This window comes from Acinetobacter sp. D009 (assembly GCF_038562025.1).
Classification (GTDB): Bacteria; Pseudomonadota; Gammaproteobacteria; order Pseudomonadales; family Moraxellaceae; genus Acinetobacter; species Acinetobacter pittii.
This window is the reverse complement of the sequence record NZ_CP151886.1, coordinates 2,095,010-2,110,678: the sequence shown is the minus strand read 5'-3', so window position 1 is coordinate 2,110,678 and position 15,669 is coordinate 2,095,010. Positions and strand designations below refer to the sequence as shown.

Here is a 15,669-nt window from a genome sequence, read left to right as displayed (position 1 = left end):
CCACGATGCATAAATGGGTATACTTTGTTTTAAATTTTACTTAGATGTTATCTGTTTATGCATCCGTTTTTTCAAGAGTTACAACAGGGTAGTCAAAAATTAGGTTTATCGCTTAGCGATGAAGCTTTGACATTATTGTTGAAGTATCAAGATGCTTTGGTACTTTGGAACAAAGCTTATAATCTAACAGCGATTCGTGATCCGAAAGAAATGTTAGTGAAGCATTTGTTAGATAGCCTAAGTATTTTGAAAGATTTGCCAACAGGCCGTTTGCTTGATGTAGGTACAGGTGGTGGTATGCCGGGCATGATCATTGCTTTATGTCAGCCGGAACGCTCATGTGTATTACTTGATTCAAATGGTAAGAAAATTCGTTTTTTGAAACAGTTTATTGCTGACCTTAAGTTAAAAAACGTAGTAGCCGTGCAAACACGTGTTGAAAATCAAGATACAATTGATGAGCTTGGTCAATTTGATGTGATTACAAGTCGCGCTTTTGCTTCTTTAACGGATTTTGTGGATGCAGCTCAGCCATACTTGCATCAGAGCAGTATAATTGCAGCAATGAAAGGAGTTGTGCCAGTTGAGGAAATTGAGCAACTTAAGCAGGACTTTTCATGTAAAGTGATTGAGCTGCGCGTACCAAGACTTGATGAACAACGTCATTTACTTTTACTTCAACGTATTTAAATAAAAAGTATTAGGGTTACCATGGCTCAAATTATTGCGATTGCAAACCAAAAGGGTGGTGTTGGTAAAACAACGACTGCAGTAAATCTTGCAGCGTCTCTAGCTGTATTAAAGAAACGTGTATTACTTGTAGATATGGATTCACAAGGTAATGCTACGATGGGGTCTGGTATTCAAAAGAACGATCTTTTGTATTCCATTACGGATGTTCTACTTGGTGAAGTACCAATTGAAACGGCCATTCAAAAAGCAGAAGTTGGATATAAAGTTTTAGGGTCTAATCGTGAACTTTCCGGTGTTGAGCTTTCTATTGCAGAGCAAGAAGGGCGCGAATTTATTCTAAAAAATGCTTTGAATGAAATCCGAAACTCATTTGATTTTATCATTGTGGATTGTGCGCCAAGCTTGAGTTTGATTACTGTCAATGCTTTGGCAGCCGTAGATAGTGTAATCATTCCTATGCAATGCGAATATTATGCGCTAGAAGGTTTAGCTGATTTAACCCAGACTATAGATCGTATTCAAAAGGCATTAAATCCTGATTTAGAAATTATTGGTGTATTACGTACAATGTACGATGCACGGAATGCTTTAACACGTGATGTATCTGCTGAGTTAGAACAGTATTTCGGTAAAAAACTTTATGATACTGTCGTTCCACGTAATGTTCGCTTAGCAGAAGCACCAGCGCATGGTTTGCCTGTTATCTATTTTGAGAAAAGTTCTAAAGGTGCAGTTGCATACTTAAATCTTGCAGCTGAGATGTTGAAGAAAAGTAAAGTGAAGAAAGGAAGTAAAGTATGAGCATCAAAAAACGCGGATTGGCTAAAGGACGTGGTTTAGATGCATTACTTGGTTCAATTCAAAAAGAAAAATTACAGCTGGAAGCACAGGCACTTGACCACGGACAGTTGAAACAAATTGATGTAAATTTATTGAAACGTGGTGAATATCAACCACGTCGCTTTATTCATGAGCATGATTTGCAAGAGCTAGCATCTTCTATTGAAAAACATGGAGTGATGCAACCTATTGTAATTCGTCCAGTTGATGATGAAGCACATCCATACGAAATCATTGCGGGTGAACGACGCTGGCGTGCAGCGCAACTTGCGGGTTTAACTGAAATTCCTGCAATTGTTCGTGATTTAAATGATCAGGTTGCTATTGCACTGGCGCTTATTGAGAATATTCAGCGTCAAGATTTAAATCCGATTGATCAGGCTATAGCCTTGCAGCGTTTTCATGATGAATTCGGTTTGAGCCATCAAGAAATTGCTGACACAGTAGGGAAAGCACGTACTACGGTAAGTAATTTACTTCGTTTGTTGAGTTTGGCGGATGAAATTAAAGATTTCATGCAGCAAGGCCAGCTTGATATGGGGCATGCTCGAGCTATCTTGACGTTAAAGGGTAAAGATCAATTAGACGTTGCTAAAATCGTAATTGAAAAAGGACTATCTGTTCGTCAAACAGAGCAATTGGTGCGTGATAGAAGTGAGCCTAAGCAGGAGAAGGAAAAAGCACCTGTAGCACCAGATATTGAACAATTGACACAAAAATTATCAGAGCGTTTTGGCGCTAATGTGAAAATTGATCATAATCAAAAAGGTAAGGGTAAGCTTGTTATTCATTACCATACCTTAGATGAGTTAGATGGCATTTTAAATATTTGTTTGCCTGATTAATTTACATTTTGGGTCATATATTTCTAATTTTATATTCTTGGGGAAGAAGATATGTGGGAACTTGTGAGAGCGGGTGGCTGGTTGATGCTGCCTTTAATTCTATGCTCAATTTTAACTGTTGCGATCAGCATTGAACGTTTTGTTCGGTTAAGACGTTCACAAGTTCTACCCAAAGCATTAATTGATGATAGTTCGTTAAGAACTGAAGATATTGTGGAAAATTTGGAACAAAATGTAGAAGTGCAAAACAGCGCATTGGCTCACATTTTAAAAGCAGGTTTTGATCATCGTGAGCATGGTGAGCAATTTGCACGTGCACAAATGGAAGTAGCCGCTTCTCAAGAAATTTCTTATTTAGAAAAAAATATTAATTTCTTGGGGACTTTGAGTGCTGTGGCGCCTTTATTAGGGCTGCTTGGTACAGTAGTCGGGATTATTGAGTCATTCCTTGTGATAGATTTTGGATCGGCAGGTAGTCCAAGTTTAATGATTCCGGGTATTTCTAAAGCGCTTATTACTACAGCTGTGGGAATGTTAATTGCGATTCCTGCTTTAGTTGCTTATCGCTATTTTCAAAGATTAGTACAAGATTATATTGCTGAACTAGAGCAGCAATCGACTTTATTTCATGCCTCATTGTTCTATAAACGTTCCTCGTCTATAGCAGAACATCGTCATGTTGGGTGATGGGTGAATAGCCAGATGAAATTTAAACGTTCTCAGGTTGAAGACATCCATATCAATTTAACGCCTATGATTGACTGTTTGTTGTTCATTTTGGTTTTTTTATTACTATCGACTACTTTTAATCAGCCAAGTCGCCTCAATTTAACGTTACCAGATGCACAAGGTGTTCCACCAAAACAGTACGATCACAAAATTGAAGTCGTGGTAGACTCTTCTGGTCATTATGCTGTAAATGGTCAGGCACTTTCGTCTAAAGAGGTTGCTGATCTGAGTACTGCGATTAAGCAAGTTGCTCAAGAGCGCCGTGATTTTATGTTCATCATTGCTGCGGATGCCAAAGCGTCTCATCAGGATGTAATTCGCGTTATGGATGTAGCAGGACAACTCGGTTTTGTTAACATCAATATTAGTACCAAAGTTCCTTCTAGAGGTTTTTCTGAGTGAATCAAGATTTTAAGGTTTATTTGCGTCTCATAGCCTATTTAAAACCTTATTGGGGCGTGGCCTTATTAGTTCTTATCGGGTTCGGTATTAACTCAGCAACAGAAGTCTCCGTTGCTAAATTGATTAAATTTATTATTGATGCAATCCAAAATGGCAGTAGAGGTGATTTGGATTGGTTCCCATTATTAATCATTTTATTGGTTTTTTTCCGTGGTTTAGGCCTTTTTATGGGAGGTTACTATACTGCGGTGATTTCACGTAGTTTAGTTTTTAGTATTCGCCAAGAAGTTTATGCCAAACTTTTAAGACTACCGGCACAATATTACCTCGATAATTCATCTGGCCATATTACTGCCAAGATTATGTATAACGTTGAGCAGCTAACGGCAGCTTCTTCGGAGTCATTAAGAACCATTGTTAGGGATGGGATGATTACTCTGGGACTGTTAGGCTACCTGTTTTATACCAATTGGCGTCTTACGCTATGTATTTTTGTATTTTTACCTGTAATTGGTGTATTGGTACGTAAAGCTTCAAAACGTATGCGAAAACTCTCATTACAGGTTCAAGATACGATGGGTGACGTGAACCACGTTGTTCAAGAGAGTATCAATGGTAATGCTGTAGTAAAAACTTTTGCTGGTGAAGAGTCTGAACAAGAACGGTTCTATAAGTCATCAGAAGAAAACTTAAAACGTGGTTTAAAAATGGTAATTGTACAAAACCTGAATAGTCCTGTGGTTCAGGTAGTAATGGCTTGTGCGATGGCCCTTATTGTATGGTTAGCTTTACGACCACAGATTTTAGGTAATACTAGTGCTGGTGAGTTCGTGGCTTACCTTACAGCTGCTGGTTTATTAGCAAAACCAGTAAAAAACTTAACTGACGTTAATGAAAAGTTACAACGTGGTTTAGCAGCAGCTCATTCTGTTTTTGAACTATTGGATTTGCCTGAAGAGCAAAATAATGGTCAGTTGAAACCTAAACTAAATGGTGCGATTCGTTTTGATCATGTGGCATTAAATTATGCTGATGGCGTACAGGCTATTAAAGATTTCTCTTTAGATATTCTTCCTGGTCAAACTGTAGCATTAGTTGGACGTTCAGGCGCTGGTAAAAGCTCATTAGTTAATATGTTGGTACGTTTCCAAGAAGTATCAAGTGGGCAAATTTACTTAGATGGTTTGCCAATTAATGACATTGAGCTTTCTTGTCTGCGTACACAAATCGCAATGGTAAATCAGCAAGTTGTATTATTTAATCGTACTGTTCGTGAAAACATTGCGTATGGTCAGTTGCAAGGTGCATCAGATGAGGAAATTTATGCCGCTGCAAAAGCTGCATATGCACATGACTTCATTATGAATTTACCAAATGGTTATGATACTGTTTTAGGGGCACAGGGCCTAAACTTATCCGGTGGTCAGCGTCAGCGAATTGCTATTGCTCGAGCAATTTTAAAGAATGCTCCAATATTAATTTTGGATGAGGCTACAAGTGCTCTTGATAATGAATCTGAACATTTTATTCAGCAAGCATTTGATGAAGCGATGCAAGACCGCACTACGATCGTCATTGCTCACCGTTTATCAACAATTGAAAATGCTGACCGTATTGTAGTGATGGATCAAGGACAAATTGTTGAACAAGGTACTCATCAAGAACTCCTCGCAAAACATGGTGCTTATTATCAATTACATCAGCGTAATTTTGAGGATAACTAAGCATGTCATTAGCCCAGCTGATCCAGAATGCATGGAATAAACAATCGAGTTGGTTGATTGCTTTACGTCCATTGTCTTGCTTGTATCGGGCTGGGTTTTTACTAAATCGTAATCTTTATAATTCAGGTTTTAAGCAAGTTTATAAAGCGCCTGTACCTGTGATGGTTATTGGTAATATCACAGTAGGTGGAAGTGGAAAAACTCCCTTGCTAATACAACTGGTGAATTATCTACAGCAGCATAATGTAAAAGTAGGGGTAATTAGTCGGGGATATGGGGGTAATGGTCCTTTTCCACTGCTAGTTACCTCGGGCGGCCAAGTAGCTCAAGCTGGGGATGAGCCAGCATTAATTGTTCAGGCTACAAGTGTACCAATGGCAGTAGGTCCTAATAGGCAGGCCGCAATAGAGTTATTGCTTGAGTCATCAGAAATAGATTTGATTATTAGTGATGATGGGTTGCAGCATTGGGCATTAGATCGACAGATCGAGTGGATTGTACTGGATCAAAATCGTGGTTTAGGGAATAAAAAACTATTACCTGAAGGCTATCTGCGAGAACCTGTTGAACGTTTAGAAACTGGAACAGTGATTGAGCATACTCATAAACCTGATACAGAATTAAACATGCATCTTGAGACAGGACAGCCATATTTACTTAACCCTTTATCTAATTCTAAACCAAGCTTTAATCTTGAGAATAATTATCATGCTGTAGTTGGTATTGGTTTTCCTCAACGGTTTTATCAAACACTTAAAGATCTAGGGTTGAAGCAATTCCAAGAGCATGCATTTCGCGATCATCATGATTACACAATCAATGATTTAATTTTTAATGACGAGCTGCCACTTATTACAACTGAAAAAGATGCAGTTAAACTATTACCATTACTTGAAAAACATCCTGAATTTAAACAATCTATTTGGGTAGTTCCTGTTAAAGCTGTCCTGTCTACACAGTGTTATCAGGTTTTAAAAATGCAATTGCAAGAACTTGATATTCAATTATCTTAGGAAGAAAAAATGAAACACATCGTCATTCCAGCACGCTTCTCAAGTTCGCGTTTGCCAGGTAAACCATTGTTGCTTATTCATAATCGTCCTATGATTTTACGTGTAGTGGACCAGGCAAAAAAAGTCGAAGGTTTTGATGATTTATGCGTGGCAACAGATGACGAACGTATTGCTGAGATCTGCCGTGCAGATGGAATTGATGTAGTTCTTACCAGCGCTGATCATCCTTCGGGTACAGACCGTTTAAGTGAGGTTGCTCGTATTAAAGGCTGGGATGCAGACGATATTATTGTAAATGTTCAAGGTGATGAACCTTTATTGCCAGCTCAACTTGTTCAGCAAGTTGCAAAACTTTTGGTTGATAAACCAAATTGTTCAATGTCGACGTTGTGTGAGCCGATTCATACTTTAGATGAGTTTCAGCGTGACAGTATTGTAAAAGTAGTCATGTCTAAACAAAATGAAGCTTTATATTTTAGTCGGGCTACCATTCCTTATGATCGAGATGGGGCTAAGCATGATGAACCGACTTTACATTCACAAGCATTTCGTCATTTAGGTTTATATGCTTATCGAGTGAACTTATTACAAGAATACGTAACATGGGATATGGGGAAGCTTGAAAAGTTGGAGAGCCTTGAACAATTACGTGTTTTGGAAAATGGTCATCGAATTGCAATTGCTGTAGCCGAAGCCAATTTGCCACCAGGTGTGGACACTCAAGCTGATCTTGATCGCTTAAATAGTATGCCTGTTGAATCTTTTGAATAAGCGTTAATTTTTAATGAATCCGAATGTAACTTCAAAGGTTTATCCTTGGCAGCAAACAACATGGGACACCTTGACAACAAGGTTTCCCAATATTGGACATGGTCTCTTATTTTACGGCAAGCAAGGTTGTGGAAAACATGCTTTTGCTAAGCAGTTTTTGGCATGGGTACTTTGTTTAAATAAGCAGCCGCAGGGCCCTTGTGGTGAATGTAGTAGTTGCCAATGGTTAAAATCAGACACTCATCCCAATTATGTTCATATCACAACGGATGAAGAAAATAAAAAACAGAATGCAAAAATTAAAATAGAAAAGATTCGTGACTTACTACCTTTCGTACAACAAACGGGAGAAGGTTGGCGCGTTATTGTGATTGAGCCTGCAGAAGCACTTAATTTGGCATCTTCAAATGCTTTGCTAAAGACTTTAGAAGAACCAGGCGAGCGTGTTGTTTTAATTTTATTAGCTGATCACTATCTTAAACTACCGGCCACTATTCGTAGCCGATTGCAACATTTCGCTTTAGATCGTATTTCATATGAGCAAGCTACTTCTTATTTGAATGAGCATTTATCTGAACTTGCGGAAGTGCAGCCTGATTTACTACTTGGCTTATCTAATGATATGCCTTTACAAGCAATAGAAATTGCTCAAAGTGACTGGTTTGCGAAAAGGCAAGTTTTCTTAAATGATTGGCTTAAAATTGTTGCTCAAAAAAATATGCCTTTATTTTTCTCAGGCAAATGGCAAAAAGAATTAAGTTTTAATGATTTTATAATGCTTTTTGAATACTTGTTGGGTGATTTAATTTGTGTCAAGCTAAACCAACCACAGAAAAATACTGATTTAGATTTTGATCAGTTAAGCCCATATTATGATTTAGAAAGCTTATTTAATATTTATAGTGAATTACAGCAAGCAAAAAAGCTTGTTGAACAAAATGTACAAAGCCAACTTATTATTGATCAATTATTTATAACGTTAATGAATATTTAAGGGGAAAACTATGCAGCCGCAAATGGGGGGGATTATTCAGGTAAATATTCCTGATAAAGCTACTTTGCAAGCAAGCTATATGGGATATGTGCAAGGTGGAGGCCTATTCGTACCATCAAAACAAAAGGTAAAGATGGGACAAGAAATTTTCATTTTAGCGACTTTGCCTGAGCAGTCTCAAAAAATTCCTCTAACAGGAAAAGTAATCTGGATCTCCCATAAGCAAAGTGGATTTAAACCTCAAGGTTTTGCTATTCAGTTAAGTGGAGATAAGGGAATTTACTATAAAACTGAGGCAGAACGAGTTTTGGCTGGTAGTATGTCTCTAGACCGTCCAAGTTATACGATGTAATTAAATAGGAAAGAAAAGTGTTTGTTGATACGCATTGCCATTTAACGATGTTAGATTTAACGCCTTATCACGGTGATCTGGACCTTGCGCTTGCAGCGGCGCGAGCAGAAGGAGTGTCTAAGTTTATGGCAATTTCCGTTGATCTCGATGACCATATTGCATTGGCTGAAATTGCAAATAAACATGCAGATGTTGGTTATACGGTAGGTGTACACCCTTGTGAGGATGTGGACACAATGGCACGTGCAACAACTGAGTATTTGGTTGAATTGGGTCAATCAGAAAAAGTATGGGCTTTAGGTGAAACTGGACTGGACTATTATCACAGTACAGATTTTATTGAAGAGCAAAAAACATGTTTTGCAAGACATATCCAAGCTTCAAAAATTGTAAAAAAACCAGTTGTCGTTCATACCCGATCAGCAAAGCATGATACGGTAGATATTATCCGTGCTGAACAATCAACACATGGGATTCTGCATTGTTTTACTGAAGATTGGGAAACTGCTAAAGCTGTGCTTGATTGTGGTTATTACATTTCTTTTTCCGGTATTGTGTCATTTAAGAATGCACAGGATTTGCGCGATGTAGCTAAACAGGTCCCACTAGATCGCCTTTTAATTGAAACAGATAGCCCGTATTTAGCACCTGTCCCATATCGTGGTAAAACAAATGAACCAAAATATGTGCCTTATGTAGCCAAAGCGCTCAGTGATGTATATGATAAATCGGTTGAGGAAATTGCAATGATCACCTCACAAAATTTTGAGAACTTGCTAAAAGCGATTTAGGTTATAGAAACTATATAAGAGAGTAATTGCGTGAAGATGGATCGTCAGGCTCAGTTCCGAGCAAGAGAAGTATTAATATTTCAGGTTGCGGAACAATTGTTGCTAGAAAATGGCGAAGCCGGAATGACACTCGATGTCTTGGCTGCTGAGCTTGATTTAGCAAAAGGAACTTTGTACAAACACTTTCAAAGTAAAGATGAGTTGTACATGCTGTTGATTATTCGTAATGAGCGTATGTTACTTGAAATGGTTCAAGATACTGAAAAAGCCTTTCCAGAGCATTTGGCCTTTTTCATGTTGCATCATTTACATCATCCTGAACGAACAGTTTTATTTCATCAAATTGAAGAAAAACTCTCAATCACTGCTCAAGGCGTTCATCATCTTTTTCATGAACTTTATCAAGTGCGTAAACAGAGATTGCGAATTATCATTCGGATGACAGACCATTACCTGGAATCTATTCAAAGCAATATGCCTACACGAGATTATCTTGCTTCTATTTGGTCATTAACTCATGGTGCAGCAGCTATTCTCAATTCAAGTTTTTATCAACGATATTTAGGTTCAAGAGACACTTTAAGAGTGGCTTATATTGATCAGGCTTTAGCCTTACCTAAACAAGCTATTGAGCAATATGCTTAGGTCGATATGAAATCTCAATCACCACTTAAATCCCAAAAAGGTTTTACTCTCATAGAAGTGATGGTGGTGATTGTTATTATGACGATTATGACTTCTTTAGTTCTACTCAACATAGGTGGGGTTGACCAAAAGAAAGCGATGCAAGCAAGAGAGTTATTTTTGCTGGATATGCATAAAATTGGTAAAGAGTCGCTTGATCAGTCTCGTGTTTTAGCTTTATCTACTGTCAGTGAAACAGATGTTTCACCATTTTCTTATGAATTGTATGAGTATCACGACCAGAGTAAATTACAGGTCCAAGATTTAAAAAATCGCTGGCAGAAATATTCTGAGTTTAATACACGCCAGTTGCCTAAACATGTATCGTTTACAATACAACCTTTAGATGAGCAAAACTATTCAAAAGCTACGAATACCGATTTAATTGGAGGACAGGCTCCCCAGTTAATCTGGTTCGGTAACGGTGAAGCTAAAACTGTGAAAATACAGTTTTACTTTGAACAAAAACCAATTGGTTCAGAAATACAAATTGATCATTTGGGTAAAATAAATGAAATCTAAAGGCTTCACTCTATTAGAAGTAATGGTTGCTTTAGCAATTTTTGCAGTAGCGGCTGTCGCGTTAACTAAAGTAGCCATGCAATATACTCAATCTACCTCAAATGCAATTCTTAGAACCAAAGCTCAGTTTGTAGCAATGAATGAAATTGCTTTAATGGAGATAAATCAGGAATGGCTTGAAGGTACTCAAAGTAAGCAAGTTACTTCTCAAGGCGAAACATGGCAGATTGACAAATCTGCACAATCTACAATTAGCCCGAATGTTCAGAAAGTAGATTTACAAATTAGCTTATATGATTCTGATAAGGGCAAAGTTCAAAATGGTATTACTCACTTGGTATTTTTTAATTATCCAATGAAAGCAAAATAATGATAAAGAATAAAAGTTTTCGCTCTCCAAGCTCAGCTTCCCGTCTTGCGGTACGATCAAGCAGTGCTCGATTAACTCGTGCCTCAGGATTTACTTTAGTTGAGCTTTTAGTTTCAATTGCAATTTTTGCTATTTTATCTTTGTTGGGTTGGAAGGTTTTTGACTATTTATTAAAAGTTCGCGATCGTAATACTCAACATGAAGTGCAGCTATTTGAATTACAAGATGCTTATCAACAAGTTTTGCGTGATACATTGCAAATTATACCTTTATCAGCCAATCAAGGCGGGCAATTACGTCCAGCTTTAGAGATTGATAATCAAGTTCTCCGCTTTAGTAAGGCGGGTGTTACTGATCCATTAAAGCAAGGATTATCACCTTTTGAGCGTATCGAATATCGGTATGATCCTGATCAAAAAAAGCTTTATCGTCTTAAATATAGTAACTTAAATACTTCAAATAGAGAGCAGCCCTTATCAAGTACGCTGTTGAGCCAAGTTGAACAATTTCAAATTATGGTTTTGACACCTCAAGAAGTAACAAAGTGGCCTGAAGTTAATATTGACCCTACAAAACCTGATGAATTTAGGAAGTTGCCAAAAGGAATAAAAATGCAACTCACGGTTGCAGGTGTAAGTTATGAGTGGATTTATAGCTTAAACCAAGGGGACTTATCGCTCTCCAAACAGGGAGGTCAATAAATGTTACTCTATAAAAAAAATCAGCAAGGTGTAGCGTTACTCACAATTTTGATAATGGTTGCTTTGGCTACAATTTTAGCTGCCTCTATCGCAAAGCATCAAACTAATACGATGGAAAATACGGGTTATTTGATGCGTCAAAATCAGTCATTACTCTATGCAAAAAGTGCAGAAGCTTTTTTTTCTGAATTATTAATTCAAGATGCAAATAATGCTGGTGGTATCGATCATTTAAAGGAAAGCTGGGCTCAGCCAATGCCACCTTTTCCAATAGAAGATGGAGCTGTATCGGGGCGTTTACTAGATGAGTCTGGAAAATTTAATCTAAACAATTTAACGACCAATGAAGGCAAGATAAACGAAGCTGCTAAAAATTGGTTTGAGCGATTGCTTGTACGTGTAGGATTGCCAGCAGAGTTAAGTCAAGCAGTTATTGATTGGCAAGATCCAGATGACGAACCATCTGGACCTATGGGGGCAGAAAGTAATTATTATGAAGGCCTTGATCCTGGTTATTTAGCTTCAAATGCTAAATTTCATCGTATAGAGGAGTTGAAATTGGTAAGAGGTTTTGAAGGCAAGAAATATGATTTAATTGCACCATACATATCGGCATTACCTGAAAACACAAAAGTGAATATTAATACCGCATCGCCAATAGTATTAGCCAGTATTGATCAAAAATTAGATTTGGGGACTATAGAAAAAGAACTTCAATTACGTCAACAGAATTTAAAGTTCTTTCAAAATATTGATGAATTATGGCAATTGAATGCTTTTTCAGCAGTTGATGCGCAAAAGAAAACTGAAGTTAATAGCCTTTTAGATGTGAAGTCGAACTTTTTTCAAGCACAAATTGAAGTTGTGTTGAATAATAGAAAAAGACAGTTCACAAGTGCCTTGATACGCAGTGATAAGCAGGTTTATATATATTCTAGAAATATAGCGCCTTTTAACTAATTGAAAATTTATGATTTATTTACTTTGGATGTTTTTTTGAAGTTTGTAATTATAAATTTTTCTGAAGTTAAATATTAAAGTAAATATAAACTTTCTATATGCTTATATTCAATATTTCTTCATCAGTCTTATCATACTTTTTGCTAATTGTTTCTAATTGAAAAGTGGTGCGAAATTTTCGTCTTTTGCTTTATAATAATGTTCTTAGAAGGAATGATCGATTTGGCACATGTTAATTCGTAAGTTATTTAAGTTTGAAAATGCACATGTTGTACGTAACTGTACATCGGATCGTTGTAAGCGATCAATTCATGGACATAGCTATAAAGTTGAGTTATTGCTTAAAGCTTCGAAATTAGATCATGGGCAAATGGTTTATGATTTTGGACTCCTAAAAGGAGTAATAAAAGACCTGTTCGACAGCTTTGATCACGCAATCTGTTTTTGGGAAAAAGATGATTCTCAATATATTGATGCATGTCAGACTTTTAGTGCTCGTTGGATTTCTTTACCTGTTTCACCGTCGGCTGAACAGTTTTCACGTATTTTCTTTTATCTAGCTCAGCAAGTTTTACAATCAACAGTCACTCAAAATGGGGAAGGTGATGTTGAAGTATATTCTGTTATTGTTCATGAGACTGATACTGGATATGCTCAAAGCTTTATTGAAGATATTCAAAACGAACAAATGGGTATTTTAAGTCTTGATGGAATTGTTTTTTCAGAACAAATTCAGATAGAGTGGGCAAATCCACAAATGTATGAAGACTTGAAAAAAGGGATTAAATTTAATAATCCTCAAGTTGATTTGCAAGTCGAAGTATAAATCGAATTACTTATTTTATTTGTAGAATTGAAAATTGATCTAGGATGACATTAATGCAATTAACTGAGCAACAGCAAGATAAACTCAGTAAAGTTCAATTAGAAGAAAGTTGGAAAAGATCTTTAGCACCTTTTCTATTAAGTCCTCAGATGGATAGCTTGCGCGATTTCTTATTTCAACAGAAACAAGCTCAGAAAATAATATATCCGCCTAGTAAACAGATCTTTAATGCTTTAAATACCACACCACTGGCTGATGTGAAAGTTGTGATTTTAGGGCAAGACCCATATCACGGGCCAAACCAAGCGAATGGATTAAGTTTCTCTGTTCAAAAAGGTATTGCATTACCACCATCTTTGCGCAATATTTTTCATGAATTACATACAGATTTGGGTATTCCAGCTCCTCGCCATGGTGACTTAACAAAATGGGCTAAACAAGGCGTGCTTTTACTCAACAGTGTGCTTACCGTTGAGGCTGGACAGCCGACTTCACATCAAAAGCAGGGTTGGGAAGCCTTTACTGATGAAGTTATTGATGTTCTAAATGAACAGAGACAACATATAGTATTTATTTTGTGGGGTGCTTATGCACAGCGCAAAGGACAACGTATAAATAGAGATAAACACTTGGTTTTAACAGCCGCACATCCATCACCTCTTGCTGCAAATAGAGGGGGATTTTTTGGATGCAAAGTGTTTTCAAAAACAAATCAATATTTGAAACAACATGGCATTGAGCCCATAGACTGGCAATTGGACGCATGATGAACTCTCCCAATGTAAATAACTATCACCCGGACTTGGTGGTTGAAGAAGCAAAAAATGGCTGGCGTATAGTACGTTTGAATCGTCCTAAATCGTTACATGCTTTAGACGAATCAATCGTAACGGCATTATTGCGTGTATTTGAAGATTTCCGTGACGATGAACAGGTTAAAGCAATTTGGTTAGACTCAACTACACCAAAAGCTTTTTGTGCAGGTGGTGATGTTAGAAAATTACGCCAACTTGTTATAAATCAAGAAGTCGATACCGCAAATAAGTTCTTCCAGCAGGAATATGCTTTAGATTTACTTTTACATAATTATGCTAAACCGGTTGTGGTTTGGGGAGAAGGTTATGTAATGGGCGGTGGTTTAGGCTTGTTTATGGCTGCACCATTCCGTCTAGTGACGCCATATTCACGTTTAGCAATGCCTGAAATTAATATTGGTTTATATCCTGATGTTGGCGCGAGCCGTTTCTTGGCAGATCGTGGTCCAATAGGTTTGTTTACGGGTTTAACCGGTTCAATCATGACTGCTGCTGGGGCGTATAGCATCGGTTGGGCAACACATATTTGTGAAGCTCAGCGTGATAATGTTTTGCAAAAAGTTTTAAATATTAATTGGGCTCATTATCCTGCAGGGGATTTCCGAGCAATTGATGATACTTTAAATAGTTTGCACCGTCCTGTTGCGGCAGGTCCATTGCAAAACTCACTTGATGTAATTCATAGCGTTTGCCGTGGTTTTAATTTTGAACAAGACTATCAAGCTATTGTTAGCTTACGTGATGCGAGCAGTGATTGGTTACGTCAAGCGAGTGAGAATTTGCAAAAAGGATCTCCTAGTACTGCGGCAATTACTTGGTTACTGTGGCAATGGGGCAAACAAATTCACTCATGGGATGAGGTCTTTGATCTAGAGGCTCAGATTTCTGAGTGGAAAATACGTCATCCTGACTTTGTGGAAGGTGTTCGCGCACGCTTAGTTGATAAGGATTTATCACCTGAATGGAAACCATGTGACGATCTAAGCTTGAGAGGTATATTGGCTGATTGTCCACCAGTAACTTCAATTGATAGCTGGAATGCCTTACTTAGACAACACGGTGTGATCACCTAAAATAAATGACTGAATATAGTGATGAATACTGGATGCAGCTTGCTTACGAGCAAGCTGAATTAGCTGCTCAGCAGGGTGAGATCCCCGTTGGAGCGGTTCTGGTGAGCCAAAATCGAGTAATTGGATCTGGTTATAATGCTCCAATTACTTTATTAGATCCAACTGCACATGCAGAAATTCAAGCTATCCGTGCAGCGTGTTCCTCTTTAGAAAATTATCGATTACCCGAAGATACAACTTTATATGTCACTCTTGAGCCATGTACTATGTGTGTAGGTGCGCTCGTACATGCAAGAATTAAACATGTAGTTTTTGGTACGCCAGAACCTAAAGCAGGTTCTTTGGTGAGTGCACGTCAGTTATTACAGCAAGGTTATTATAATCATAGGTTTACATTTCAGGATGGTTGTCTACAAGAAAAATGTGCTCAACAGCTTAGCCATTTTTTTAAACAAAGACGTGAGCAAAAGAAACAAGAGAAACAACAAAAAACGTCCTTAAATGATTAAAAATTAACATACTCTTATGGCAAACTAACGCAGTTTTAATGTCATGATTCTATTT

20 protein-coding genes are annotated in these 15,669 nt (G+C 37.5%); all 20 read left to right on the top strand.

From position 1 onward, the window contains the following. Positions 1-57: 57 nt before the first annotated feature. Complete coding sequence (gene rsmG / locus AAC388_RS10025) at positions 58-690, top strand: 16S rRNA (guanine(527)-N(7))-methyltransferase RsmG (RefSeq protein ID WP_002121443.1); 633 nt, start codon at positions 58-60, stop codon at positions 688-690. Positions 691-711: 21 nt separating this feature from the next. After that, positions 712-1,494: an AAA family ATPase gene (locus tag AAC388_RS10020; RefSeq protein WP_342370541.1), complete on the top strand. Its 783-nt coding sequence runs from the start codon at positions 712-714 to the stop codon at positions 1,492-1,494. Further along, a complete protein-coding gene (locus AAC388_RS10015; protein WP_017399496.1) occupies positions 1,491-2,378 on the top strand; it encodes a ParB/RepB/Spo0J family partition protein in 888 nt (295 codons plus the stop codon). The genes AAC388_RS10020 and AAC388_RS10015 overlap by 4 nt, the downstream gene beginning before the upstream one ends. Before the next feature lie 51 nt (positions 2,379-2,429). Then, a complete protein-coding gene (locus AAC388_RS10010) occupies positions 2,430-3,065 on the top strand; it encodes a MotA/TolQ/ExbB proton channel family protein (protein WP_069035661.1) in 636 nt (211 codons plus the stop codon). A gap of 15 nt (positions 3,066-3,080) precedes the next feature. Beyond that, on the top strand, positions 3,081-3,509 hold the full coding sequence (locus AAC388_RS10005) for a biopolymer transporter ExbD (protein ID WP_005069548.1): 429 nt from the start codon (positions 3,081-3,083) through the stop codon (positions 3,507-3,509). Next, entirely contained in the window at positions 3,506-5,233 is a 1,728-nt protein-coding gene (gene msbA, locus AAC388_RS10000) for a lipid A export permease/ATP-binding protein MsbA (RefSeq protein WP_161282099.1), read from the top strand. Before AAC388_RS10005 ends, msbA begins: the two co-directional genes overlap by 4 nt. Positions 5,234-5,235: 2 nt before the next feature. Continuing rightward, positions 5,236-6,246: a tetraacyldisaccharide 4'-kinase gene (lpxK, locus tag AAC388_RS09995; protein ID WP_342370540.1), complete on the top strand. Its 1,011-nt coding sequence runs from the start codon at positions 5,236-5,238 to the stop codon at positions 6,244-6,246. A gap of 9 nt (positions 6,247-6,255) precedes the next feature. After that, complete coding sequence (gene kdsB, locus AAC388_RS09990; RefSeq protein WP_014206593.1) at positions 6,256-7,017, top strand: 3-deoxy-manno-octulosonate cytidylyltransferase; 762 nt, start codon at positions 6,256-6,258, stop codon at positions 7,015-7,017. A gap of 13 nt (positions 7,018-7,030) precedes the next feature. Further along, positions 7,031-8,011: a DNA polymerase III subunit delta' gene (locus tag AAC388_RS09985; RefSeq protein WP_017482275.1), complete on the top strand. Its 981-nt coding sequence runs from the start codon at positions 7,031-7,033 to the stop codon at positions 8,009-8,011. Positions 8,012-8,021: 10 nt separating this feature from the next. Then, positions 8,022-8,363: a PilZ domain-containing protein gene (locus AAC388_RS09980; protein ID WP_002121335.1), complete on the top strand. Its 342-nt coding sequence runs from the start codon at positions 8,022-8,024 to the stop codon at positions 8,361-8,363. 17 nt (positions 8,364-8,380) lie between these two features. Next, positions 8,381-9,154 (top strand): TatD family hydrolase, encoded by a 774-nt coding sequence (locus tag AAC388_RS09975; RefSeq protein ID WP_280584811.1) that lies wholly within the window; start codon positions 8,381-8,383, stop codon positions 9,152-9,154. Positions 9,155-9,190: 36 nt separating this feature from the next. Then, on the top strand, positions 9,191-9,799 hold the full coding sequence (locus AAC388_RS09970; RefSeq protein WP_057085321.1) for a TetR/AcrR family transcriptional regulator: 609 nt from the start codon (positions 9,191-9,193) through the stop codon (positions 9,797-9,799). Positions 9,800-9,805: 6 nt separating this feature from the next. Further along, complete coding sequence (locus AAC388_RS09965; RefSeq protein ID WP_068527582.1) at positions 9,806-10,360, top strand: type II secretion system protein; 555 nt, start codon at positions 9,806-9,808, stop codon at positions 10,358-10,360. Next, positions 10,350-10,730, top strand: coding sequence for a type II secretion system minor pseudopilin GspI (gene gspI / locus AAC388_RS09960; protein WP_002121425.1), 381 nt, complete (start codon positions 10,350-10,352; stop codon positions 10,728-10,730). The genes AAC388_RS09965 and gspI overlap by 11 nt, the downstream gene beginning before the upstream one ends. After that, positions 10,730-11,431 (top strand): type II secretion system minor pseudopilin GspJ, encoded by a 702-nt coding sequence (gene gspJ / locus AAC388_RS09955; RefSeq protein ID WP_342370539.1) that lies wholly within the window; start codon positions 10,730-10,732, stop codon positions 11,429-11,431. The genes gspI and gspJ overlap by 1 nt, the downstream gene beginning before the upstream one ends. Then, on the top strand, positions 11,432-12,391 hold the full coding sequence (gene gspK, locus AAC388_RS09950) for a type II secretion system minor pseudopilin GspK (protein ID WP_342370538.1): 960 nt from the start codon (positions 11,432-11,434) through the stop codon (positions 12,389-12,391). It abuts the gene before it with no gap. 229 nt (positions 12,392-12,620) lie between these two features. Next, on the top strand, positions 12,621-13,217 hold the full coding sequence (locus AAC388_RS09945) for a 6-carboxytetrahydropterin synthase (RefSeq protein WP_002121363.1): 597 nt from the start codon (positions 12,621-12,623) through the stop codon (positions 13,215-13,217). A 53-nt stretch (positions 13,218-13,270) separates the two neighbouring features. Continuing rightward, entirely contained in the window at positions 13,271-13,984 is a 714-nt protein-coding gene (gene ung / locus AAC388_RS09940; RefSeq protein ID WP_017399503.1) for a uracil-DNA glycosylase, read from the top strand. After that, entirely contained in the window at positions 13,981-15,105 is a 1,125-nt protein-coding gene (locus tag AAC388_RS09935; RefSeq protein ID WP_014206599.1) for an enoyl-CoA hydratase/isomerase family protein, read from the top strand. The genes ung and AAC388_RS09935 overlap by 4 nt, the downstream gene beginning before the upstream one ends. Before the next feature lie 5 nt (positions 15,106-15,110). After that, positions 15,111-15,614, top strand: coding sequence for a tRNA adenosine(34) deaminase TadA (tadA, locus tag AAC388_RS09930; protein WP_342370537.1), 504 nt, complete (start codon positions 15,111-15,113; stop codon positions 15,612-15,614). Positions 15,615-15,669 lie beyond the last annotated feature (55 nt).

Coding starts and splice junctions, on each gene's coding strand:
- rsmG (WP_002121443.1), top strand. CDS start 58: ATGCATCCGTTTTTTCAAGAGTTACAACAGGGTAGTCAAAAATTAGGT.
- AAC388_RS10020 (WP_342370541.1), top strand. CDS start 712: ATGGCTCAAATTATTGCGATTGCAAACCAAAAGGGTGGTGTTGGTAAA.
- AAC388_RS10015 (WP_017399496.1), top strand. CDS start 1,491: ATGAGCATCAAAAAACGCGGATTGGCTAAAGGACGTGGTTTAGATGCA.
- AAC388_RS10010 (WP_069035661.1), top strand. CDS start 2,430: ATGTGGGAACTTGTGAGAGCGGGTGGCTGGTTGATGCTGCCTTTAATT.
- AAC388_RS10005 (WP_005069548.1), top strand. CDS start 3,081: ATGAAATTTAAACGTTCTCAGGTTGAAGACATCCATATCAATTTAACG.
- lpxK (WP_342370540.1), top strand. CDS start 5,236: ATGTCATTAGCCCAGCTGATCCAGAATGCATGGAATAAACAATCGAGT.
- kdsB (WP_014206593.1), top strand. CDS start 6,256: ATGAAACACATCGTCATTCCAGCACGCTTCTCAAGTTCGCGTTTGCCA.
- AAC388_RS09985 (WP_017482275.1), top strand. CDS start 7,031: ATGAATCCGAATGTAACTTCAAAGGTTTATCCTTGGCAGCAAACAACA.
- AAC388_RS09980 (WP_002121335.1), top strand. CDS start 8,022: ATGCAGCCGCAAATGGGGGGGATTATTCAGGTAAATATTCCTGATAAA.
- AAC388_RS09970 (WP_057085321.1), top strand. CDS start 9,191: ATGGATCGTCAGGCTCAGTTCCGAGCAAGAGAAGTATTAATATTTCAG.
- AAC388_RS09965 (WP_068527582.1), top strand. CDS start 9,806: ATGAAATCTCAATCACCACTTAAATCCCAAAAAGGTTTTACTCTCATA.
- gspI (WP_002121425.1), top strand. CDS start 10,350: ATGAAATCTAAAGGCTTCACTCTATTAGAAGTAATGGTTGCTTTAGCA.
- gspJ (WP_342370539.1), top strand. CDS start 10,730: ATGATAAAGAATAAAAGTTTTCGCTCTCCAAGCTCAGCTTCCCGTCTT.
- gspK (WP_342370538.1), top strand. CDS start 11,432: ATGTTACTCTATAAAAAAAATCAGCAAGGTGTAGCGTTACTCACAATT.
- AAC388_RS09945 (WP_002121363.1), top strand. CDS start 12,621: ATGTTAATTCGTAAGTTATTTAAGTTTGAAAATGCACATGTTGTACGT.
- ung (WP_017399503.1), top strand. CDS start 13,271: ATGCAATTAACTGAGCAACAGCAAGATAAACTCAGTAAAGTTCAATTA.
- AAC388_RS09935 (WP_014206599.1), top strand. CDS start 13,981: ATGATGAACTCTCCCAATGTAAATAACTATCACCCGGACTTGGTGGTT.
- tadA (WP_342370537.1), top strand. CDS start 15,111: ATGACTGAATATAGTGATGAATACTGGATGCAGCTTGCTTACGAGCAA.